The organism is Phaeacidiphilus oryzae TH49, from assembly GCF_000744815.1.
Lineage (GTDB): Bacteria > Actinomycetota > Actinomycetes > Streptomycetales > Streptomycetaceae > Phaeacidiphilus > Phaeacidiphilus oryzae.
The window spans coordinates 4,988,845-5,011,189 of sequence record NZ_JQMQ01000005.1 but is presented as its reverse complement, the minus strand read 5'-3'; the positions used below and the strand labels follow the sequence as shown (position 1 = coordinate 5,011,189).

The window sequence follows — 22,345 nt, the reverse complement described above, 5'->3', positions numbered from 1 at the left end:
AAGCGCGCTCGCCTCGGCTTCGGTCGCCTCGGCGAGCGCGTCCTGGGGCAGTTGCGACGTCAGCTATCGGCGCTGCTCGGGCCGCTGTTCACGACCGCGAGGGGGAGCAGCTTCTTGCCGGTGGGGCCGATTTGGATTGTCGTGTCCATTGCAGGACAGACGCCGCAATCGAAGCACGGGGTCCAGCGGCAGTCCTCGACCTCTACCTCTTCGAGGGAGTCCTGCCAGTCCTCCCAGAGCCAGTCCTTGTCGAGGCCGGAGTCGAGGTGGTCCCAGGGGAGGACCTCCTCGTAGGAGCGCTCGCGGGTGGTGTACCAGTCCACGTCGACGCCGGTGCCGGCGAAGGCCTGGTCGGCGCAGGACATCCAGCGGTCGTAGGAGAAGTACTCGCGCCAGCCGTCGAAGCGGCCGCCGTCCTCGTAGACGGCGCGGATGACCGCGCCGACGCGGCGGTCGCCGCGGGAGAGGAGGCCCTCGACGATGCCCGGCTTGCCGTCGTGGTAGCGGTAGCCGATGTTGCGGCCGTACTTCTTGTCGGCCCGGATCTCGTCGCGGAGCTTGATCAGGCGGGCGTCGGTCTCCTCGGCGGAGAGCTGCGGGGCCCACTGGAAGGGGGTGTGGGGCTTGGGGACGAAGCCGCCGATCGAGACCGTGCAGCGGATGTCGTTGTGCCCGGAGACCTCGCGGCCCTTGGCGATGACCTTCTTGGCCATGGAGGCGATCTCGAGGACGTCCTCGTCGGTCTCGGTGGGGAGGCCGGCCATGAAGTACAGCTTGACCTGGCGCCAGCCGTTGCCGTAGGCGGTGGCGACGGTCCGGATCAGGTCCTCTTCGGAGACCATCTTGTTGATGACCTTGCGGATCCGCTCGGAGCCGCCCTCGGGGGCGAAGGTGAGACCGGAGCGGCGGCCGTTCCTGGTCAGCTCGTTGGCCAGGTCGATGTTGAAGGCGTCGACGCGGGTCGAGGGGAGGGAGAGGCCGACCTTGTCCTCGGTGTAGCGGTCGGCGAGGCCCTTGGCGATGTCGCCGATCTCGGAGTGGTCGGCGGAGGAGAGGGAGAGGAGGCCGACCTCCTCGAAGCCGGTGGCCTTGAGGCCCTTCTCCACCATCTCGCCGATACCGGTGATGGAGCGCTCACGGACCGGGCGGGTGATCATGCCGGCCTGGCAGAAGCGGCAGCCGCGGGTGCAGCCGCGGAAGATCTCCACGGACATCCGCTCGTGGACGGTCTCGGCCAGGGGGACGAGGGGCTGCTTCGGGTACGGCCACTCGTCGAGGTCCATCACGGTGTGCTTGGAGACCCGCCACGGGACGCCGGGGCGGTTGGGGACGACGCGGGAGATCCGGCCGTCCGCCAGGTACTCGACGTCGTAGAAGCGGGGGATGTAGACCGAGCCGGTCCTGGCCAGCCGGAGGAGGAGTTCGTCCCGGCCGCCGGGGCGGCCCTCCAGCTTCCAGGTCCGGGTGATGTCGGTGATGTCGAGGACCGCCTGCTCACCGTCGCCGACGACCGCCGCGTCGATGAAGTCGGCGATCGGCTCCGGGTTGAAGGCCGCGTGTCCGCCGGCGATGACGACCGGGTCGTCCTCGGTGCGGTCGGCGGCGTTCAGCGGGATGCCGGCGAGGTCCAGCGCGGTCAGCAGGTTGGTGTAGCCGAGCTCGGTGGAGAAGGAGACGCCGAAGAGGTCGAACTCCTTCACCGGGCGGTGGGCGTCCACCGTGAACTGCGGGACGCCGTGCTCGCGCATCAGCGCTTCGAGGTCCGGCCAGACGCTGTAGGTGCGCTCGGCGAGCACGCCCTCGCGCTCGTTGAGCACCTCGTAGAGGATCATGACGCCCTGGTTGGGCAGGCCGACCTCGTACGCGTCCGGATACATCAGGGCCCACCGCACATCGCAGGAGTCCCAGTCCTTGACGGTCGAGTTGAGCTCGCCGCCGACGTACTGGATCGGCTTCTGGACGTGCGGGAGGAGGGCCTCCAGGCGCGGGAAGACCGATTCGACAGGCATGAGGGTGGACTTTCGTTTCGGTACCGGGGTGACCACTCAGGATACTGCCTCGGCGACCGCCTCCCGGACACGGTCCCAGAGGGCGGGCAGCGCCTGCTCGGCCGCGGCCGCCCGTTCCGCCTCCCGCTGGTGGAGTACGCCGTAGGTGAACGCGTTCTCGCCGGACCGGTGCGCCTGGAGCGCGAGTTCCCGGAGGGCCTCGCGGGCGACGCCGGAGTCGTGGTGCTCGCCCAGCAGCTCCTGGAGGTCGCGCATGGCGTTGCGGTACCGCTTGGCCGGGCGTCCGAGGGCGGGGACGGCGGCCTCGGCGGCGTAGCGGGCGCGTTTGGCCGCCTTGCGGGCGTCGTGGAGGGCGGTGTCTCGTTCCGGGTCGCCGGACGGCAGGTCGAGGGCGTGTTCGACGCGCTTGCCGACCCGGCGGTACTCGGCGGCGAGCACCTTGTGGAGGCGCTTCGGCGCGGGCCGGTGGGCGGCCGGTTCGAGCAGCGGGGGCTCGGCGAGGAGGGCGTCCAGGCGGTCCAGCAGGGCGAGGTGGCGGGGGTGGTCCAGGGCGGCGACGGCTCGGCGGCGGGTGCCGGAGCGGCGGGCGGCGTCCCAGATCCGGATCCGGCTGCGGAGCGGGCCGAACAGCAGCGGGCGGGGGAGCTCGGCGGCGGCGGCGCGCAGCCGGTCGGCGAGCACCTCCTGGTCCCGGTCGGCGCCCAACTCCACTCCCAGCAGCCGTAGTTCGTCGACCAGGAGGGCGGTGGCGGACGGGTCGAGGACGCTGCTGTAGGCGCGGAGGGTGCTGCGGAGCCGGCGGGCGGCGACCCGCATCCGGTGGACGGAGTCCGGGATGCGGCGGCGGACGGCGGGGTCGAGTTCGACCAGGGCGTGGGCCTGCTCGGCGAGGTAGGCGAGGAGGACGTCGGCGGTGGTCGGGGCGCCCGCGGGGGCCTGGGCGCGGCGGCCGTCGGAGGCGGCGGCGGGCTTGCGGGGGGTGGTGCGGGGGCGGACCGAGGAGGTGGTGAGGCGGCCCCGGAGGGCGCGGGCGAGCTTGGACGGGGAGCTGCTGCGGCGGAGTTCGCCCTCCTGGGTGAGCCGCTCCTCGACGGCGTCGAGGAGGGCGGTGTCCCCGCCGGGGCCCAGCTCCACCTCCACCTCGGACCATCTGAGGGGCAGCGCCGCCGCCTCGGGGGTGCCGCGCGGATCGGCGGAGACGTCGGCGGTGACCTGGTCGACGGTGATCTCGGCGAGGACGGTGCCGTCGGCGGCGCGAAGGGTGCGCGGGGTGCGCTGGGTGCGGATCCGGACGGCGGGGATCAGCGCGTGGTTGCGGGTGTGGGCGCGGACCAGGGAGGCGAGGGCGCGGGGGACGATGGGGTTGGCGTGGTCCCGGTCGGTGGGGTCGGCGAGGGCGGCGGGGAGGACGCCGTTGCGGGCGGCGGGGACCCGGAGCTCCTCGCGGGTGTCGGTGCCGAGCGGGAGCTTGAGATGCCAGCCGTCCTGGTCGGGGCCGTCGCCGACGCGGTGGCGGAGGGTGATGCCGGCGGCGGCGAGCCGGAGGTCCGGGGTGTCGTAGTAGAGGGCGTCCAGGGAGCGGTGGGGCTCTTCGCGGACGGTGCTCACGCCGGGGACCGTGCCGAGCTCGGGCAGTTGGGGGAGCTGCGGGGGGTGAGCCGGCTGCGCGGGCTGGGGCGGCGGGGACTGCTGGGGCGGCTGGGGCGGCGGGGACGGTTCGTGGGGCGCGGAGGGATCGGCGGGCTTCAGGTGCTTGCCGTGCTTCCGGCGCTTGGGGGCTGGTGGCGGGGTCGCCGCGGGGTGATGGGGGTGGCGGCGGGGTTCGTACTTGCGCTCGATCTCCGCAGCCGCAGCCGGGGGCGCGGGGGCGCGCGGGGGGTGCTCGGGTTCGCGTGCGGCGGGGTCGGTGCCGGATGCGATCGTCGCCATGGTGTCGAGCGTGCCTCAGTCGCCGCGGCGGCGACAGTGGTTGTGGCGGAGGTTTTCTGGAGAGGGCTCGACTGGGAGGGTGGGCTCCTGTTTTCGGCCCCGGACGGCTACGCCGAGACCGGGCGGAGGACGCGGACCGACTGGAGGAGGCCCACGCCCACCCAGACCGCGAACATCGAGGAGCCGCCGTAGCTGACGAAGGGCAGGGGGATGCCGGCCACCGGCATGATGCCGAGGGTCATGCCGATGTTCTCGAAGCCCTGGAAGGCGAACCAGGAGGCGACGCCGGCCGCGACCAGGGTGCCGTAGAGGTCGCCGGCCTGCCGGGCGATGCGGCAGGCCCGCCACAGGACCACGCCCAGGATCAGGATGATCACGCCGGCGCCGACGAAGCCCAGCTCCTCCCCCGCCACCGTGAAGACGAAGTCGGTCTGCTGCTCGGGGACGAACTGGCCGGTGGTCTGCGAGCCGTGGAAGAGGCCCTTGCCGAGCAGCCCGCCGGAGCCGATGGCGATCCGCGCCTGGGCGGTGTTGTAGCCGACGCCGGAGGGGTCGAGGCTCGGGTTGGCGAAGGCCGCGAAGCGGGCGATCTGGTACTGCTTCAGGATGTGCAGCTGGACGACGGCGAAGGCGCCGATCGCCCCCACCGCGACCAGTCCGGCCAGCCACTTCTTGGGGGCGCCGGAGACGCCGAGGACGCCGAGCACCAGGACCACCATCACCATGGTCGAGCCGAGGTCGGGCATCAGCAGGATGACGCCCATCGGGATGGCGGCGAGGATCAGCGAGTGGAGGACGGCGCGGTCGTCGGGGAACTGCCGCTCCCCCGCGTCCACCCGGGCGGAGAGGAGGGTCGCCATCCCCAGGGTGATCGCGATCTTGACGAACTCGGAGGGCTGGATGGAGAAGCCGCCGCCGAGGACGATCCACGAGTGGGCGCCGTTGACGGTCGAGCCGAGCGGGCTGAGGACGGCGAGGACGCCGAGCACGGCGAAGGCGTAGATGAACGGGACGGCCGTGCGCAGCCGGCGCGCCCCGACGCCGATGATCACCGCGCACAGGCCCATCCCGATCACCATGTTGATGACGTGGCGGACCAGGAAGTAGCTGCTGTCGCCGTGGTTGATCGCGGTGCGGTCGCGGGTGGCCGACCAGACCAGCACCGAGCCGATCAGGGAGAGCGCGGTGCAGGCGGCGAAGAGCACCCAGTCCAGCCGGTAGAGCACCGAGCCGCGGGCGAGCAGCCGGCCGACCGCTCCGCGCTGCGGCGCGAACCGCGGGTCCCGGTAACTGGTCGTCAGTCCGGTGCCGGTCATGGCAGTTGGCTTTCTGGTCGGAGGTGCTGGTCGGAGGTGCCGGGCCGGAGGGCGCCGCTCGGAGGTGCCGGACGCGGGCGCCCCGCGGGGACGCGGCCGGGTCAGTACACGGCCGCGCTGCCGGTCGGTACGGAGCCGGCGCCGCGGCGGTCCGGCGGCAGCGCCCAGACGGCGGCCGGGACGGTGCCGGGCGCGCCGGCCGGGGCCGTCGTGTTGAGGTACTGGGCGTGGGCGCTGACCGACCGGTTGAAGGCGGCCTGCTGGGCGGCGGTCACCGAGCCGTCCGGGTGGAAGGTCGGCAGCTGCTTCTGCGGGGTCGGCAGCAGGGCCTTCTTGGGGTCGATCGAGCCGTCGGACTGGACGCCGTAGAGGGCGTTGTAGATGTTGCGGACGGCCGGGCCCGAGCCGCCGGAGCCGGTGCCGCCCTGACTGATCATCATGACGACGGCGTAGTCCTTGGTGTAGGTGTCGAACCAGGACGTGGTCTGCTTGCCGTAGACCTCCGCGGTACCCGTCTTGGCGTGCAGCGGGATCTTGTTCTGCGGCCAGCCGCCGAACTTCCAGGCCGCGGTGCCGCTGGTGACCACGCCCGCCAGGGCGTTGTCGATGTACTGCAGCTGCTGCCTGCTGTCCGGCAGCCTGCCCTGGGCGACCGGGGCGATGTTCTTGACCACCTTGCCGGTGGGCGAGACCACGGCCTTGGCCAGGGACGGCTGGTAGAGGGTGCCGCCGTTGGCGAGGGCGGAGTAGATCCGGGCCATCTGGATCGGCGTCACCAGGGTGTCGCCCTGGCCGATCGCATAGTTGACCTCGTCACCGGCCCGGACGTACTTGAAGTCGGAGCAGTCCTGGCGGGCGATCTGGGTGAGGTAGTCGTTGTTCTTCGCGGACGCCTGCTTGCACCAGGTGTCCTTCATCGCGTCCCAGTAGTCCTGGTGCCACTTGCGGTCCGGCACCCGGCCCTTGACCTCGGACGGCAGGTCGATGCCGGTGGGCTGACCCAGGCCGAACTGGTGGGCGGCCTTGAAGAGCCAGTCCTTGGCGTTCTTGCCGTACAGGCCGCCGTCCTTCTTCCACTGCTGGTAGGCGATGTTGTAGAAGACCGTGTCGCAGGAGACCTCGAGGGCCTTGGAGAGGGTGATCTGGCCGAAGTTCTCGCCCTCGAAGTTCTTGAAGACCTGCCCGCCGATGTTCATCGACGAGGTGCACGGAAAGGTGTCGCTCTCCGTGTAGCCGGCCTCCATCGCGCCCGTGGTCGAGATGACCTTGAAGGTCGAGCCGGGCGCCGCCTGCGCCTGGATGGCCCGGTTCAGCAGCGGGTAGTCGGAGGAGGAGCTGGTCAGCTTGGCGTAGTCCTTGGCGGAGATGCCGCCGGTCCAGATGTTGGGGTCGTAGGTGGGCTCGCTGGCCATGGCGACGATCCGGCCGGTGTGGACGTCCATCACCACCGCGGTCCCGGAGTCGGCCTTGAAGTTCTCGTGGGTGACGGGGTCGTAGGTCTTCCGGAGGGTCTGCATCGCCTGGTTGAGCTGCTTCTCGGTGACCGCCTGGACCCGGGCGTCTATCGAGGTGACGAGGTCGCTCCCGGGCTGGGCGGCGGTGCCGCCGGCGTCGCCGATGACCCGGCCGAGGTTGTCCACCTCGAGGTTGTTGGTCCCGGTGGTGCCGCGCAGGTCGGAGTCGTAGACGGACTCCAGGCCGGCCTGGCCGATCGAGTCGGTCGCGGCCAGCTTGGCCTTGCCGGTCTTGTTCGCGGTCGCCTGGACCTGGTCCTGGGTCACCGGGGAGAGGTAGCCGAGGATCTGGGCCGCGTTGGCGCCGGACGGGCCGGGATAGGCGCGGACCGCGGTCGGCTCGGCGGTGACGCCGGGGAAGTCCTCCCTGCGCTCCATGATCTGCATGGCCTGCTGGGTGGTCGCCTTGTCGGTGACCGGGATCGGCTCGTACGGGGAACCGTTCCAGCAGGGCTGCGGGGTGTTGGCGTCGCAGAGCCGGACCTTGTTCTCCACGTCCTGCGCCTTCATGCCGAGCACCTGGGCGAGCCGGTCCAGGACCGCCTTGCCGCCGTCCTTGGCGGTGAGCAGCGAGGTGCGGCTGACCGAGACCACCAGCTTGGTCTGGTTGTCGGCCAGCGCCACGCCGTTGGCGTCCAGGATCTGTCCGCGCACGGCGGGCACGGTCACCTGGCGGATCTGGTTGGACGCCGCCTGCTGCTGGTACTGGGCCCCGTTGCGGATCTGCAGGTACCAGAGCCGTCCGCCGAGGGTGGCGAGGAGGGACAGCACGACCACCTGAAGGACGACCAGACGGAGGGTCACCCGCTTGGTGCGGCCGGTCTCCGGGATGTTGCTCACGGGTTCTCACTGCCTCCCGAGGAATGGACGGTCTGCGCGGCCGGCGGTCAGAGACGCTTGCCGGGTCGAACCATGCTGCTGCTGGTGCCGGCGCGCTTGCCGGAGGCGCCGGAGCGGCCCTTGCCGAAGCCGGGCACCGTGCCGAGGCCCGCGATCCCGCCGGTGCGGGTGCCCTCGCCGCCGAACATCGCCCGCTCGCGGCGGCGGAAGGAGGCCGCGCCGAACAGCCGCCCGGCCAGGCCGCCGGAGCGGCCGGAGGGGCCGCCGGCCCCGGAGTCGGCGGCCTGGGCCACCGGGTCCGTCTCCACCCTGCGGGCCAGCGCCATCACCCCGGGCACCACGAACGGGGCGAGGATCACGTCGTAGAGGACGGCCGTGCCGATCAGCCCGCCGAGGCCGACGTGCCGGGCGGCGGTGTCGCCGACCAGGGCGCCGACGCCGGCGTAGAGGAGGGTGGCGGTGAAGGCGGCGACCGCGACCAGGGCGAGCGGGGTGAGGACCGAGCGGATCTGCCCGCCGGGCGGCTTGAGCAGCCCGGCGGCGTAGCCGAGGAGGCACAGCACCAGGGCGTAGCGGCCGACGGCGTGGTCGGAGGGCGGCGCGAGGTCGGCGAGGAGGCCGGCGCAGAAGCCGGTGACGCAGCCCCCGGTGGGGCCCCAGACCAGCGCGAGGGCCAGCACCACCAGCAGCATCAGGTCCGGCACGGCGCCGGGGAGCTGGAGTCTGGCCAGCACGCTCACCTGGATGACCAGGGCCACCACGACCAGGACGGCGGCGAGCAGGATGCGGTTGATCCGCATGAGCCTGACTTCCTCTCTTCGGGCGCGGGGCCGGGGGCGTGGGCGGGCTGCGGCGTCGGCTAGTGCGTCGGGGAGGCGGTGGGGGTCGCGCCGCCGACCGCGCCGGCGGTGGTGGTGCCGGTGCCGGAGGAGCTGGGGGTGGCGCCGCCGCTCGGGGTCGCGCCCGGGGTCGCGCCCGGCGAGCCGCTGGGCGTGGCGCGGGGGCGGCCGGGGCCGGCTTGGCGGGCTTGGCCGGGAGCACCGCGTCCCGGGGGTCGGTGCGCGGCGGCTGGATCACCACGCCGACCAGGTCCAGGGCGGTGAAGTCGACGAAGGGCTTCACCAGGACGGTGCGGGTGAGCGAGCCGGGCGTGTCGTTCACCTTCTCCACCGTGCCGACCGGTACGCCCGGCACGAACGGCTTGTCGCCCTGCGAACCGAAGGTGACCAGTCGCTGACCGACCTTCACCTTGGCGTTGCCGTTGAGGAGTTCGACCTTCATCGGGCCGTCGCCCTGGCCGGTGGCGAAGCCGATCTCGTTGCTGCCCTCCAGCCGGGTGCCGACGGTGAACTCCGGGTCGGAGGCCAGCAGCACCGTGGAGGTGCTGGGGCCGACCGTGGTCACCCGGCCGACCAGCCCCTGCCCGCTGATCACCGTCTCGTCCCGCTGGATGCCGTCCTCGCTGCCGACGTCGAGGGTGACCGTCCAGGAGAAGCCCTGGGCCGCGCCGATCGCCACCACCTGCGCGGCCTTGATCGTGTACTGGCCCGCGCCGGCCACCCCGAGGAGCTGCTGCACCTCCGAGTTCCTGGTCCGGGCCAGGTCGGAGGAGGCCAGCCGCTGCTTGAGGTCGGCGTTCTGCCGCTCCAGGGCCTGCAGCCGGGCGTTGTGGTCGCCCGAGTCCCGGATCGCCCGGATCGTGTTGCCGACCGGGTCGACCGCCCCGGCCACGGCTCTCTCCGCCGGGCCGAGGACGCCGGCGGCGGCGTCCCGGGCACCGTTGAGCGGGGACGTGTCACCGCCCCTGATGTCCACGGTGATCAACGCGAAGGCGATGGCCACCAGCAGGACGAGCAGAAGCCTGCTCTCTCGTGTGTCCCTCACGGCGCTCGGCTGGGCCCTTCTCGTGGTGCGGAAGTGCTGCGGTTCCTTGCTGCCGCCCGTCTTCTGACCTCGCGTCAGCGACGGGGCTGGGCGTCCAGCACCTGCTGGAGCGCCTCGAACTCCTCGACGCACTTGCCGGCACCGAGGGCGACCGAGTCCAGCGGGTCCTCCGCGATGTGCACCGGCATGCCGGTCTCGCGCCGGAGCCGCTCGTCGAGACCGCTGAGCAGAGCCCCGCCCCCCGTGAGAACGATGCCGCGGTCCATGATGTCACCCGCCAGTTCCGGCGGGCACTGGTCGAGGGTGGTCTTGACGGCGTCGATGATGCTGGCGACCGGCTCCTCGATGGCCTCCCGGACCTCGGCCGCGGAGATCACCACGGTCTTGGGAAGGCCGCTGACCAGGTCCCGGCCGCGGATCTCGCTGTGCTGCTCCTGCTCGCCGTCGAGGGCGGCCGCGGAGCCGATGGTCATCTTGATCGTCTCGGCCGTCCGCTCGCCGAGCAGCAGCGAGTACTCCTTCTTGATGTGCTGGATGATCGCGTTGTCCAGCTCGTCGCCGGCGACCCGGATGGACTGCGCGGTGACGATGCCGCCCAGCGAGATCACCGCGACCTCGGTGGTGCCGCCGCCGATGTCCACCACCATGTTGCCGGTGGCCTCGTGGACCGGGAGGGCGGAGCCGATCGCGGCCGCCATCGGCTCCTCGATGATGTGCACCTGGCGCGCCCCCGCCTGGGAGGACGCCTCGATGACGGCGCGGCGCTCGACTCCGGTGATCCCGGACGGGACGCAGACCACGACCCGCGGGCGGGCCAGGTAGCGGCGCTTGTGGATCTTCAGGATGAAGTACCTGAGCATCCGCTCGGTGATCTCGAAGTCGGCGATGACGCCGTCCTTCAGGGGCCGGATCGCGATGATGTTGCCGGGGGTGCGGCCGATCATCTTCTTCGCCTCGGCGCCCACGGCGAGGATTCCGCCGGTGGTGGTGTTCACCGCCACCACCGACGGCTCGTTCAGCACGATCCCGCGACCCCTGACGTACACCAGCGTGTTGGCGGTGCCGAGGTCGACAGCCATGTCACGACCGATGAACGACATGTTGTTCGCCATGGGATGAGGGGGCCTTCCCGAGCTCGAGTATGGGGGGACGCGGCGGTACGCGGAGGAGGTGGGTCCGAACCGCCTGACGGGCCGTCACAAAGCCATGCCGGACAGCCCGACCGGAGGTCGGCGGGGAGCGGTGTGGACCGCCTCCATGGTAGCCGCGCCGGTTGGTGGATCACCCGCGCACTCCCTGCCATTGTCGGCGGACGCGGTGAGATCTCCACACATTTGGACGCTCGTGTCGGTACCCGGGTTCCCGGCCACAAAACCGCCACCAGCTCGGAAGTCGCCCGACGGAGCGTCAGGCGCGGCCCGGGAAGAAGACCTTGATCTCCCGTTCGGCGGAGTCCACCGAGTCCGAGGCGTGGATCAGGTTCTCCCGGGTGATGGTCGCGAAGTCGCCGCGGATCGTGCCGGGGCCGGCCTCCAGCGGGTTGGTCTTGCCGGCCAGCGCGCGGATCCCGGCGATGACCTCCTCGCCCTCGACGATCATGGCCGCGGTCGGGCCGGAGGACATGAACTCGACCAGGGGCTCGTAGAAGGACTTGCCGACGTGCTCGGCGTAGTGCCGCTCCAGCACCGAGCGGTCCAGGGTGCGCAGTTCGAGCGAGGTGATCCGCCAGCCGGCCTTCCGCTCGATCCTGGCGATGATCTCGCCGATCAGCCCGCGACGCACCGCGTCCGGCTTGAGCAGCACCAGGGTGCGCTGGGCGGAGGAGTTCTGCGAGGACACGTGCGGGCTCCCGGGGGGTGCGATCCGACATCTGACAGCGATGATCGGTGAGCCTATCGCCCCCAGCTCAGAGCGCCCGGGCGAGGGGACACCCTGCCGGGCCGGCCGGCAGCGGAGGTGGGTCAGCCCTCGGCCTGGGGCCGGCTCGCCGGGGCGAGCCGCTCCGGCTGGTCCGGCTGGTCCGGCTGGTCCGGCTGTTCCGGTCGGTCCGGCTGGTCCGGGTGTTCCGCCTGGTACTTCTCGTAGGCCGCCATCCGGGCCGCCTTGACCCGGTCGGCCTTGCGGCCGTAGTAGACCGAGGCCCACCACAGCAGGGCGAAGACCACGCCCAGCGGATACATCATGCCGACCACCGCGCCGGAGGCGATCAGCGCCAGCTGGAGCACCCAGCCGATGGCGACCGCGCCCGGCCGGGAGAGCACCCCGCAGAGGAGGACGCACAGGCCCATCGCTATCCCGGAGACCGTCCACAGGGTGCCCGTGGAGACGTCCGACAGCCGCATGGCGACCAGCGCGGCGAAGCCGATCACCAGCGCCTCGCTGATCAGGGTGGAGGAGCAGAGAGTTCGCACGGCAGAGTCAGTCCTTCCGGCCGAGGAGGACGCGGGCCTCGCCCACGGTGATCACGGAGCCGGTGACCAGCACCCCGGCCCCTCCCAGGTCGCCTTCCTCCTCGGCGAGCTGGACGGCGGCGTCGATCGCGTCGTCGAGCCTGGGCTCGACCAGCACCCGGTCGGCGCCGAAGACCTCGACGGCCTCCTCGGCCAGGGCGTCCACGTCCATCGCCCGGTGGCTGGTGTTCCGGGTGACGACGACCTCGGCCAGCACCGGTTCCAGCGCGGCAAGCACCCCGGCGACGTCCTTGCCCTGGGTCGCGCCGACCACCCCGATCAGCCGGTTGAAGCCGAAGGCCTCCCGGATCGCCTCGGCGGTGGCCTCCGCCCCGCCCGGGTTGTGGGCGGCGTCCAGCAGGATGGTCGGCGAGCGCCGGACCACTTCGAGCCGGCCGGGCGAGGTGACCCGGGCGAAGGCGTTGCGCACCCCCTCGATCTGCAGCGAGCGGCCCTGCGCCTCCGCGCCGACCCCGAAGAAGGCCTCGACGGCGGCCAGCGCCACCGCGGCGTTCTGCGCCTGGTGCTTCCCGTGCAGGGGAAGGAAGACGTCCTCGTAGTCGGTGCCGGAGAGGCCGCGCAGGGTGACCAGCTGGCCGCCGACCGCGACGTCCCGCCGGACCACCCCGAACTCCATCCCCTCCCGGGCGACCACCGCCTCGACCTCGACGGCCCGGCGCAGAATCGTCTCGGCGGCGTCCAGCGGCTGCTGGGCGACGACGGCGATCGAGCCCGGCTTGATGATCCCGGACTTCTCCACCGCGATCTCGCCCGGCGTCTTGCCCAGCTTGTCGGTGTGGTCCAGGGAGATCGGGGTGATCACCGCGACCTGCGCGTCGATCACGTTGGTGGCGTCCCAGGAACCGCCCATGCCGACCTCGACCACGGCCACGTCCACCGGCGCGTCGGCGAAGGCCGCGTAGCCCATCCCGGCCAGCACCTCGAAGTAGGACATGGGAACCGGCTGGGCCTGGTCGACCATCTTCACGTAGGGCTCGATGTCCCGGTACGTGTCGGCGAACCGCTCGGCCGAGATCGGCTCGCCGTCCAGCGAGATCCGTTCGGTGACCGACTCCACATGCGGGGAGGTCAGCCGGCCGGTGCGGAACTGGAGCTCCAGCAGCAGCCGCTCGACCATTCGGGCGGTGGTGGTCTTTCCGTTCGTACCGGTGATGTGGATCGCCGGGTACGAGCGCTGCGGCTGCCCCAGGATGTCCATGAGGGCGGAGATGCGGTCGAGCGAGGGCTCGATCTTGTTCTCCGGCCACCGGGTGGCCAGCTCGGCCTCTACCTGTTGCAGTCGTGCGTCCGTCACCCGGCACAGTCTAATGAGCGACAGTCGGTCTCCAGCACAGGCCCGCGCACAGACGGCGCCACTACGATGCACGGGCGTGCGGGAACATCCGGCCCCGTACGGGGGCCGGGACCACCGGACGACCGGGGAACTGCCGGGGAAGGCGAACGGGAGCAGGGGATGACGGTTGCCGCCAAGGACGCCGATTCCGATGACGGCACGGCCGACGCCGCGGCGGTCGGGCAGGGGCGGCACGCCTCCGGCCGGACGGTCACCTGGAGCCGGGGGCCGCTGCTCCTCTGGGCCTCCCGCAACGCGGGCTGGCTCGGGCCGGTCCTGGTCGCGCTCTTCGCGGGCGCGCTGCGGTTCGTCTCGCTCGGCCACCCCCACGACTTCGTCTTCGACGAGACCTACTACCCCAAGGACGCCTGGTCGCTGCTGAAGCAGGCCTACGAGGGGACCTGGCCGGACAGCGCCAACAAGCAGATCCTGGCGCACCCGCAGCACATCCCGCTCGGCTCGGCCGCCGAGTTCATCGCCCATCCCCCGCTGGGCAAATGGGTGATCTCGATCGGCGAGGCGGTCTTCGGGCTGAGCCCGTTCGGCTGGCGGTTCATGACCGCCCTCCTCGGCACCGCCTGCGTGCTGATGGTCTCCCGGATCGGCCGGCGGCTCTTCGGCTCGACGCTGCTGGGCTGCACCGCCGGACTGCTGCTCGCCTGCGACGGCCTGTCGCTGGTGCTCAGCCGGGTCTCGCTGCTGGACGGGGTGCTGACGTTCTGGGTGCTGGCCGCCTTCGGCTGCCTGCTGATCGACCGGGACAAGTCCCGGGAGCGGCTGGCCGCGGGGCTCGGGCGGGGCTGGCGCCCATGGCGGATCGCCGCCGGGGTCGCGCTCGGCTGCGCCTGCGCCACCAAGTGGAACGGCGCCTACTTCGTGGCCGGCTTCGGGCTGCTCACCGTCCTGTGGGACGCCGGCGCCCGGCGGCGGTACGGCGACCGGCGGCCGTACACCACCATGCTGCTGCGGGACGCCGTCCCGGCTCTCGGCGCACTGGTGGTGCTGCCCGCGGTGCTCTACGTCGCCTCCTGGACCGGCTGGTTCACCAGCGGCGGCGGCTGGGACCGGCACTGGGCGGCGGGCGGCGGGCTCGGCCCGACCCTGCGCAGCTGGTGGCACTACCAGGCGCAGATGTGGGACTTCAACACCACCCTCACCACCCCCCACACCTACCAGTCCAATCCGTGGAGCTGGCTGGTGATGGCCCGACCGGTCTCGATGTACTGGCACACCGTCAACTTCGGGCAGCACGGCTGCACGGCGAGCGGCGGCTGCACCCAGGACATCCTGGCGCTGGGCACCCCGCTGCTGTGGTGGACGGCCTGCGCCGCCCTCCTCTACGCCCTGTGGCGGTGGGCCTTCCGCCGGGACTGGCGGTTCGGCGCCATCCTGTGCGCGGTGGCCTTCGGCTGGCTGCCCTGGCTCGACTACCAGGACCGGACGGTCTTCTCCTTCTACATGGTGGTGATCGCCCCGTACCTGTGCCTGGCGGTGGCCGGGATGGCGGGGGCGATCCTCGGGCCGGCCCGGGCGACCGTGCAGCGGCGGCGCGTCGGCGCGGTCTGCGCGGGCGTCCTGGTGCTGGCGATCATGGGGTGCTTCGCCTACTTCTATCCCATCTACACCGCCGAGCAGATCTCGATGACCGCCTGGCGGGCCAGGATGTGGTGGACCACCTGGATCTGAGGGCGGCCGCGGGTGTTGGATCCGAGGGGTCCCTTTCCGACGACACGACGGGGGTCCCGTGGACGCGCTGGACCGGCGGATCATCGCCGCGCTGCAGATCGACGGCCGGGCCAGCTGGCGGCGGATCGCCTCCGCGCTCGGTGAGAACGACCGGACGGTGGCCCGCCGCGGGTCCCGGCTGATCGAGTCCGGGGCGGTCACCGTCACCGGGCTGTGGTCCAGCGGGGAGTGCGTCATCGTGCGGCTCAACTGCCGTCCGGGGACCGTCCGGGAGACCGCGCTGGCGGCCGCGCGCTGGCCGGACACCGTCTTCGGCTACATCCTGGCCGGGGAGTCGGACTGCGTCGCCGAGGTGCAGTGCCCGCCGGAGCGGCTGCCGGAGTTCATGCTGGACGAGGTGCCCCGGCTCCCGGGGCTGGTCAGCCGGCATGTCACGCCGGTGCTGCGGTACTTCCGCACGGTGCACGAGTGGCGGCCCGGGATCCTCTCCCCCGACGAGGTGGCGGCGCTGGAGCGGGACGCCTCACCCTCCGCGCGCTCGGACGCCACCGGGCCGGTGACGCCGCCTCAGATCGAGCTCAGCTCGGAGGAGTCGGCGATCCTGCGGGCGCTGGCGGAGGACGGCCGGCGCACCCACGAGGAGCTGGCGGCGATCGCCGGCGTCTCCGAGGCCACCGCCCGGCGGAAGGTCGAGGCCCTGACCCGGACGGGGGCGGTGGTGCTGCGGGCCTCGGTGGAGCCGGCGCTGCTGGGGCTGCCGGTGGAGGCCATGCTGTGGATCCGCACCCGGCCCGGGGACGTGGAGGAGGTCGGGGAGCTCCTGCTGGACTCCCCGCTGGTGCGGTACGCGGCGACGGTGATGGGCGAGTACCAGCTGCTGGTGCACGTCGCCCAGCCGTCGAAGCAGGCGCTCCACGCGTATCTGACCGACTCCCCGTGGGTGCGGCGGGCCGAGGCGGTGCAGTCGCATCTGCTGGTGGAGGCGCTGAAGCGGAGCGCGACGCCGACCCGGCTGATGCGGCGGCTGACGGACGGGCCGGGCGACGGCCGGGCGGACGATGTGGTCGTGGCGGCTCTGCGTTCTTGATCCGTCACCTGCTCGAAGCCATCGACTGAAAAGTTCATAGCCCCGGACGCATTGACGGTATCCGTCATTGCGATCAGGATGTGAGCCGCATCTCAGCGGCAGGCAGCGCATTCTCGGCACGGCACCACGGGACGGCTATGAGCAGCGAACTCCACTACACCGACGCGACCCGGCTGGCCGGACTGATCCGCAGCGGCGAGGTCTCCTCCCGCGAGGTCGTCCAGGCGCACCTCGACCGGATCGCCGCCCACAACGAGACCGTCAACGCCGTCGTCACCCTCGACGCCGAGGGCGCGCTGACCGCCGCCGGCCGCGCGGACCGGGCGGTCCGGGCCGGCGAGGCGCTCGGCCCCCTCCACGGCCTGCCGGTCGCCGTCAAGGACACCCACCTCACCAAGGGGATGCGCACCACCCACGGCTCCCGGATCTACGCCGACCACGTGCCCGAGGAGGACGAACTGCTGGTCGCGCGGATGCGGGCGGCCGGGGCGATCGTCATCGGCAAGACCAACGTGCCGGAGTTCGCGGCCGGTTCGCACACCTTCAACTCGGTCTTCGGCCGCACCCGCAACCCCTACGACCGCTCGCGCTCGGCCGGCGGCAGCTCCGGCGGCGCGGCGGTCTCGCTGGCCTGCGGGTTCGTCCCGCTCGCCGACGGCAGCGACATGGGCGGCTCACTGCGCAACCCCGCCTCCTTCAACAACGTCGTCGGGCTCCGCCCCACCCCCGGCCGGGTCCCCGCCCACCCGCAGACCCAGCTGTGGGAGACCCTCGGCACGGCCGGGCCGCTGGCACGCACCGTCGCCGACGTGGCGCTGCTGCTGTCGGTGCTGGCCGGACCCGACCCGCGCTGCCCGGCCGCCCTGGAGACCCCCGGGGAGACCTTCCGCCGGCCGGCGCTGCTGGCCGGCGCGTCGGAGCCGGGCGCGCTCTCCGGGCTGCGGATCGCCTGGAGCCCCGACCTCGGGCAGGGCCTCCCCGTCGCCCCCGAGGTGCTCGCCGTCCTCGAACCGCAGCTGCGGGTCTTCGAGGAGCTGGGCGCCCGGGTCGAGACCGCCGCCCCCGACCTCTCCGAGGCCGAGTACGCCTTCCGCACGCTGCGCGCCCACACCTTCGCGGACGCCATGAGCGAGCTGGTCGAGCGCCACCGCGAGCTCTTCAAGCCCAGCCTGATCTGGAACGTCGAGGAGGGGCTGAAGCTCAGCGGCCCCGAGGTCGGCCGGGCGCGCGCCGCGCTCGGCCGCACCCACCTGCGGGGGGTGGAGTTCTTCTCCGCGTACGACCTGCTGCTCGCGCCGGTCAGCCAGGTCGCCCCCTTCGACGGCGAGCTGGAGTACCCGCGGGAGATCCGCGGAACCGCGATGGAGACCTATCTGGACTGGATGCGGTCCGCCTACCTCGTCACCGCGATGGGCGTGCCCGCCCTCTCCGTCCCCGCCGGATTCACCGAGGGCGGCCTGCCGGTCGGCATCCAGATCGTCGCCGCCCCCCGGCGCGAGGACCGCGTCCTGCGCGCCGGCGCCGCCTACGAGTCCGCGACCCGGCACGGCGAGCGGCGGCCGGCGTTCTGATCACCGTGGGCGCGGTGACGGCGGCCGAGCGCCGGGCTCGGCCGCCGGCCGGCCGCCGGCTCACGCCTGCGGCAGGGTCTCCAGCTGGCGGGTGATGCGGGCGATGTCCTCCTCGGCCGCCGCGTGCCGCGTACGGATACCGGCCACGACGTTCTCCGGGGCCTTCGCCAGAAAGCCCTCGTTGCCGAGCTTCCTCTCGGCCTGGGCCTTCTCCTTCTCGGCGGCCGCCAGGTCCTTCTGCAGACGCTTGCGCTCCGCCGCGACGTCGATCGCGCCGGAGAGGTCGAGCGCCACCGTCGCGCCCGCCACCGGCAGCGACGCCGTCGGGTGGAAGCCCTCGCCCTCCGGCTGGAGGCGCAGCAGCGAGCGCAGCGCCGGCTCGTGCGGGGCGAGGCGGGTGCCCATCAGGTCCAGCCGGGCCGGGACCTTCTGGCCGGGCTTCAGGCCCTGGTCGGCGCGGAACCGGCGGACCTCGGTGACGACCTGCTGGAGCAGGGTGATCTCCTGCTCGGCCGCGGTGTCACGGAAGCCGCTGTCGGCCGGCCAGTCCGCGACCACGATGGACTCCCGGCCGGTCAGCGCCGTCCAGAGGGTCTCCGTCACGAACGGGACGATCGGGTGGAGGAGGCGGAGGGTGACGTCCAGGACCTCGCCCAGCACCCGCGGCGACAGCGTCGTCTTCGACAGCTCGACGTACCAGTCGAAGACCTCGTCCCAGGCGAAGTGGAACAGCGCGTCGCTGAGCTTCGCGAACTGGTAGTCCTCGTAGTAGGCGTCGGCCTCGGCGACCACCGAGTTGAGGCGGGAGAGGATCCAGCGGTCCGCCGCCGACATCTCCTCGACCGGCGGCAGCGGGCCCTCCACCGTCGCGCCGTTCATCAGCGCGAAGCGGGTCGCGTTCCAGACCTTGTTGCAGAAGTTCCGCGAGCCCTGGACCCAGTCCTCGCCGATCGGCACGTCCGTGCCCGGGTTGGCGCCGCGGGCCAGGGTGAAGCGGAGGGCGTCCGAGCCGTACTTGTCCATCCAGTCCAGCGGGTCCACGACGTTGCCGAAGGACTTGGACATCTTCTTGCCGTGCTCGTCCCGGACCAGGCCGGTCAGCGCGATGGTGTGGAACGGCGCCTCGCCGTCCATCGCGTACAGGCCGAACATCATCATCCGGGCCACCCAGAAGAAGATGATGTCGTGGCCGGTGAGGAGGACGTCGGTGGAGTAGAACTTCTCCAGGTCGGGGGTCCGCTCCGGCCAGCCGAGGGTGGAGAACGGCCACAGGCCGGAGGAGAACCAGGTGTCCAGCACGTCGGAGTCCTGGGTCCAGCCCTCGGCCTCGGTGCCGGGCGCCTCCTCGTCCGGGCCGACGCAGACGACCTCGCCGGCCGGGCCGTACCAGACCGGGATCCGGTGGCCCCACCACAGCTGGCGCGAGATGCACCAGTCGTGCATGTTGTCGACCCAGTCGAAGTAGCGCTTCGACATCTCCTTCGGGTGGATCGACACCCGGCCGTCCCGCACGGCGTCCCCGGCGGCCTTCGCCAGCGGCGCCACCTTGACCCACCACTGCATGGACAGCCGCGGCTCGACCACCGTGTGGCAGCGCGAGCAGTGGCCGACGGAGTGGACGTACGGGCGCTTCTCGGCGACGATCCGGCCCTGCTCGCGCAGCGCGCCGACGACGGCGTCCCGCGCCTCGAAGCGGTCCAGGCCCTCGAACGGGCCGGGGACGGTGATCCGGGCGTGCTCGTCCATCACGGTGAGCGACGGCAGGTCGTGCCGGCGGCCGATCTCGAAGTCGTTCGGGTCGTGGGCCGGGGTCACCTTGACCGCGCCGGTGCCGAACTCGGGGTCGACGTGGGAGTCCGCGACCACCGGGATGGTGCGGTCGGTGAGCGGCAGCTTGATCCGGCGGCCGATCAGATGGGCGTAGCGCTCGTCCTCCGGGTGGACGGCCACCGCGGTGTCGCCGAGCATCGTCTCGGCCCGGGTGGTCGCGACGACGAGGGTCTCGTCGCCCTCGCCGTAGCGGATGGAGACCAGCTCGCCGTCCCGGTCCTCGTGCTCCACCTCGATGTCGGAGAGGGCGGTGAGGCAGCGCGGGCACCAGTTGATGATGCGCTCGGCGCGGTAGATCAGGCCGTCGTCGTAGAGCTTCTTGAAGATGGTCTGGACGGCCCGGGAGAGGCCCTCGTCCATGGTGAAGCGCTCGCGGGTCCAGTCCACGCCGTCGCCGAGGCGGCGCATCTGGCCGAGGATCTTCCCGCCGTACTCGGCCTTCCACTGCCAGACCCGGTCGACGAAGGCCTCCCGGCCGAGGTCGTAGCGGGACTTGCCCTCCTCGGCGAGCTGCTGCTCGACCTTGTTCTGGGTGGCGATGCCGGCGTGGTCCATGCCGGGCAGCCACAGCGCCTCGTAGCCCTGCATCCGCTTGCGGCGGGTGAGGGCGTCCATCAGCGTGTGCTGGAAGGCGTGGCCGAGGTGGAGGCTGCCGGTGACGTTCGGCGGCGGGATGACGATGGTGTACGGCGGCTTCTCGGACTTGGAGTCGGCCTCGAAGTAACCGCGCTCGACCCAGCGCTCGTACAGCGGGCCTTCTACCTCCGCCGGGGTGTACTGGGTCGGCAGATGTTCGGGCGCGCTGGGAGTCCCGGGGGTGTCCGGGCGCTGAGTCATGTCGGTCACGACGCAGAGTCTACTGACCCCTGGGGGCTGGTCACGAACGGCTTTCGGTTGCGGAGGGGAGCGGCGAAGACATCCTCACGACCGTACGGACAGTGATCTGATGTGCAGTCATGACGACCCCTCGACAGGGCCCTTACGGTCAGCCCCAGCAGCCGTACGGGCAGCCGCAGCAACCTCCGTCACAGCCGCCGCAATGGCCCCAGCAGCAGCCGGGCCAGCCGTCGCAGCCGTACGGGCAGCCGCAGCCGTCGCAGCCGTACGGGCAGCCCCAGCAGCAGCCGCCCGCCTACGGCCGGCCGGCGCAGCAGGGTCCGTACGGGTACCCGCAGGCGCCGCAGCAGCAGCCGGGCCAGTACGGCTATCCGCAGCAGCCGCAGGCCCCCGCGTACGGGCAGCCGCAGCAGCCGCCGGCGCAGCAGCCGCCGTACCCGAACTACCAGCAGGTCCCGCAGCAGCCCGGGTACCAGCAGCCCGGGTACCAGCAGCCCGGGTATCCGCAGCAGGGCTACCAGCCGGGCGCGCCCACTCCCCCGGCGGGCGCGGACCGGCGGGGGCTGAAGACAGGCCTGATCGTGGCCGCGGCGGTGGTCGTCCTCGGCGGAGGGGGGACGGCCGCGCTGCTGGCCTTCGGCGGGAGCGGGAGCGCGGGCGACTCCGGTCCGCACAAGCTGGTGCTGCCGGCGAGCTTCCGGGGGATGCCGGGCAAGAAGACCTCGGCCACCACCGACGCGGCCAAGACGCTGGTCACCCCGGGCTCGACGACGGTGAGCTCCGCCTACTCGAAGGCGGACTTCTCCACCGGGCTGCTGCAGTTCCAGGGCTCCTACGGCGGCTCGGCCACCCAGGACCAGCGGTTCGCCAAGGCGCTCTTCAAGACGGACGGGGCCACCTTCACCAAGGTGACGAACCCCGACCCCGGGCCGCTCGGCGGGAAGATGCGCTGCGAGCTCGTGGACTACCAGGGCAGCAAGATGGCCGCCTGCTCCTGGGCGGACGCCAGCACCAACGGCGCGATGATCCTCGCCAACCCGGACAAGACGGTGACGATCGAGGAGGCGATCTCGACCACCAAGGCGTTCCGCTCGCAGGCGGAGGTGGCGGGATAAGCGGACAGTCGGGTCACGGACCGTTCTCGGTTTCTCCATGACTCCGCCAAGAGGCGGGCGCGCCCGCGCGACAGGGGATCTGATGTTCGATCATGTCCCAGGAACCCAGCGGCTTCGCGGAGCCGGCAGACGACCGGCCGTCCGACGGCGAGTGGTTCCCCTCGGGACCGCCGTACGCGTACCCGCCGCCGCCGGTGCCGCCGGCACCGGGCTCGCCGTACGCCTCGCGGTACTCGGCGCCCTACCCCCAGCCGCCGGGCCAGGACTTCGCCCCGCCGCCGTTCGGCCCCGAGCCGCCGCCCCCGCCGTACGGGCCCCTGCCCGGCCCCCGGCGGCGAGCATGGTTGCCGATGCTGATCGCGTTCGGCGCGGCGCTGGCCTCGGTGGCGGCGGTGGCGCTGATGGCCGCCCCGGGCGCCCGGTCGGCGCACGATCCGTTCCGCACGCCGGAGCCCGGCGCCTACCGGCTCCACCCCCCGGCGTCCCTGGAGGGGCTGCGGGGTGCCCCGGACTCCGTGGGTGCCGGTGCCGGTGAGGCCGCCTCCGACTGGGCGGGCCGGGTCTACGGCGACCCCGTCACCAACGGCTTCGAGCTCTACGGGTACAACGGGATGCCCGCCGGCGACCCCGCCCAGACCCTCCGCACCGTGCTGCGGATCGTTGCGCAGGACAGCAAGACCAGCGTGTTCGCGCAGGCCACCGCGGTGAACCCGGGGTCGCACGGCGGTGCGATGGCCTGCGGGTCGACGAACGACGGCTATGTCCAGACGGTGTACTGCTACTGGGCGAGCGAGACCTCTCAGTTCTCGCTCTTCGCCTACGGCCGGCCGGACTACACCACCCCGTCCGAGCTGGCCGCCCTGGCCCGCAGGATCCGGGCCGAGGACGAGGTCCCCGACGCCGGCTGAGCCGCGCCGGGAGGA

14 protein-coding genes and 2 pseudogenes are annotated in these 22,345 nt (G+C 72.3%); 5 read left to right on the top strand and 11 right to left on the bottom strand.

Annotated features, from left to right (window positions below):
• Nucleotides 1–59 precede the first annotated feature (59 nt).
• From BS73_RS25870 to folC, 10 genes and pseudogenes are all read right to left on the bottom strand, one after another.
• Nucleotides 60–2,009, bottom strand: a complete 1,950-nt coding sequence (locus BS73_RS25870) for a TIGR03960 family B12-binding radical SAM protein (protein WP_037576400.1) — start codon at nt 2,007–2,009, stop codon at nt 60–62.
• A 36-nt stretch (nt 2,010–2,045) separates the two neighbouring features.
• Nucleotides 2,046–3,938, bottom strand: coding sequence for a CYTH and CHAD domain-containing protein (locus BS73_RS25865; protein WP_084704365.1), 1,893 nt, complete (start codon nt 3,936–3,938; stop codon nt 2,046–2,048).
• A gap of 107 nt (nt 3,939–4,045) precedes the next feature.
• Nucleotides 4,046–5,254 (bottom strand): rod shape-determining protein RodA, encoded by a 1,209-nt coding sequence (gene rodA / locus BS73_RS25860; RefSeq protein WP_037576397.1) that lies wholly within the window; start codon nt 5,252–5,254, stop codon nt 4,046–4,048.
• A gap of 101 nt (nt 5,255–5,355) precedes the next feature.
• Entirely contained in the window at nt 5,356–7,608 is a 2,253-nt protein-coding gene (mrdA, locus tag BS73_RS25855; protein ID WP_037576394.1) for a penicillin-binding protein 2, read from the bottom strand.
• A gap of 47 nt (nt 7,609–7,655) precedes the next feature.
• Nucleotides 7,656–8,408 carry a rod shape-determining protein MreD gene (gene mreD, locus BS73_RS25850; RefSeq protein ID WP_051940602.1) on the bottom strand — a complete coding sequence of 251 codons (753 nt, stop codon included), beginning with the start codon at nt 8,406–8,408 and terminating at the stop codon, nt 7,656–7,658.
• Nucleotides 8,409–8,619: 211 nt separating this feature from the next.
• Nucleotides 8,620–9,450: pseudogene (mreC, locus tag BS73_RS36565) on the bottom strand (rod shape-determining protein MreC); the annotation flags it as partial.
• Between the two features lie 116 nt (nt 9,451–9,566).
• Nucleotides 9,567–10,592 (bottom strand): rod shape-determining protein, encoded by a 1,026-nt coding sequence (locus BS73_RS25835; protein ID WP_037581134.1) that lies wholly within the window; start codon nt 10,590–10,592, stop codon nt 9,567–9,569.
• A gap of 307 nt (nt 10,593–10,899) precedes the next feature.
• Nucleotides 10,900–11,331 (bottom strand): nucleoside-diphosphate kinase, encoded by a 432-nt coding sequence (gene ndk / locus BS73_RS25830; RefSeq protein ID WP_037576387.1) that lies wholly within the window; start codon nt 11,329–11,331, stop codon nt 10,900–10,902.
• 215 nt (nt 11,332–11,546) lie between these two features.
• A pseudogene (locus tag BS73_RS25825) lies at nt 11,547–11,903 on the bottom strand (DUF4233 domain-containing protein); the annotation flags it as partial.
• 7 nt (nt 11,904–11,910) lie between these two features.
• Nucleotides 11,911–13,257 carry a bifunctional tetrahydrofolate synthase/dihydrofolate synthase gene (folC, locus tag BS73_RS25820; protein WP_235215527.1) on the bottom strand — a complete coding sequence of 449 codons (1,347 nt, stop codon included), beginning with the start codon at nt 13,255–13,257 and terminating at the stop codon, nt 11,911–11,913.
• Between the two features lie 159 nt (nt 13,258–13,416).
• Here folC and BS73_RS25815 point away from each other — a divergent pair, with 159 nt between their 5' ends.
• From BS73_RS25815 to BS73_RS25805, 3 genes are all read left to right on the top strand, one after another.
• On the top strand, nt 13,417–14,982 hold the full coding sequence (locus BS73_RS25815) for a dolichyl-phosphate-mannose--protein mannosyltransferase (RefSeq protein ID WP_051940598.1): 1,566 nt from the start codon (nt 13,417–13,419) through the stop codon (nt 14,980–14,982).
• 58 nt (nt 14,983–15,040) lie between these two features.
• Nucleotides 15,041–16,069, top strand: coding sequence for an Lrp/AsnC family transcriptional regulator (locus BS73_RS25810; RefSeq protein ID WP_084704363.1), 1,029 nt, complete (start codon nt 15,041–15,043; stop codon nt 16,067–16,069).
• A gap of 137 nt (nt 16,070–16,206) precedes the next feature.
• Nucleotides 16,207–17,640 (top strand): amidase, encoded by a 1,434-nt coding sequence (locus BS73_RS25805; RefSeq protein ID WP_084704362.1) that lies wholly within the window; start codon nt 16,207–16,209, stop codon nt 17,638–17,640.
• Nucleotides 17,641–17,700: 60 nt separating this feature from the next.
• Here BS73_RS25805 and BS73_RS25800 read toward each other — a convergent pair whose 3' ends face one another.
• Nucleotides 17,701–20,307: a valine--tRNA ligase gene (locus BS73_RS25800; RefSeq protein WP_037581120.1), complete on the bottom strand. Its 2,607-nt coding sequence runs from the start codon at nt 20,305–20,307 to the stop codon at nt 17,701–17,703.
• A gap of 119 nt (nt 20,308–20,426) precedes the next feature.
• Between BS73_RS25800 and BS73_RS38890 the strand changes: the two genes are divergently transcribed.
• On the top strand, nt 20,427–21,422 hold the full coding sequence (locus BS73_RS38890; RefSeq protein ID WP_051940595.1) for a DUF2076 domain-containing protein: 996 nt from the start codon (nt 20,427–20,429) through the stop codon (nt 21,420–21,422).
• A gap of 92 nt (nt 21,423–21,514) precedes the next feature.
• Nucleotides 21,515–22,330: a hypothetical protein gene (locus tag BS73_RS37700; RefSeq protein WP_037576383.1), complete on the top strand. Its 816-nt coding sequence runs from the start codon at nt 21,515–21,517 to the stop codon at nt 22,328–22,330.
• Nucleotides 22,331–22,345 lie beyond the last annotated feature (15 nt).

Coding starts and splice junctions, on each gene's coding strand:
- BS73_RS25870 (WP_037576400.1), bottom strand. CDS start 2,009: ATGCCTGTCGAATCGGTCTTCCCGCGCCTGGAGGCCCTCCTCCCGCAC.
- BS73_RS25865 (WP_084704365.1), bottom strand. CDS start 3,938: ATGGCGACGATCGCATCCGGCACCGACCCCGCCGCACGCGAACCCGAG.
- rodA (WP_037576397.1), bottom strand. CDS start 5,254: ATGACCGGCACCGGACTGACGACCAGTTACCGGGACCCGCGGTTCGCG.
- mreD (WP_051940602.1), bottom strand. CDS start 8,408: ATGCGGATCAACCGCATCCTGCTCGCCGCCGTCCTGGTCGTGGTGGCC.
- BS73_RS25835 (WP_037581134.1), bottom strand. CDS start 10,592: ATGTCGTTCATCGGTCGTGACATGGCTGTCGACCTCGGCACCGCCAAC.
- BS73_RS25815 (WP_051940598.1), top strand. CDS start 13,417: ATGACGGTTGCCGCCAAGGACGCCGATTCCGATGACGGCACGGCCGAC.
- BS73_RS25805 (WP_084704362.1), top strand. CDS start 16,207: ATGAGCAGCGAACTCCACTACACCGACGCGACCCGGCTGGCCGGACTG.
- BS73_RS25800 (WP_037581120.1), bottom strand. CDS start 20,307: ATGACTCAGCGCCCGGACACCCCCGGGACTCCCAGCGCGCCCGAACAT.
- BS73_RS38890 (WP_051940595.1), top strand. CDS start 20,427: ATGACGACCCCTCGACAGGGCCCTTACGGTCAGCCCCAGCAGCCGTAC.
- BS73_RS37700 (WP_037576383.1), top strand. CDS start 21,515: ATGTCCCAGGAACCCAGCGGCTTCGCGGAGCCGGCAGACGACCGGCCG.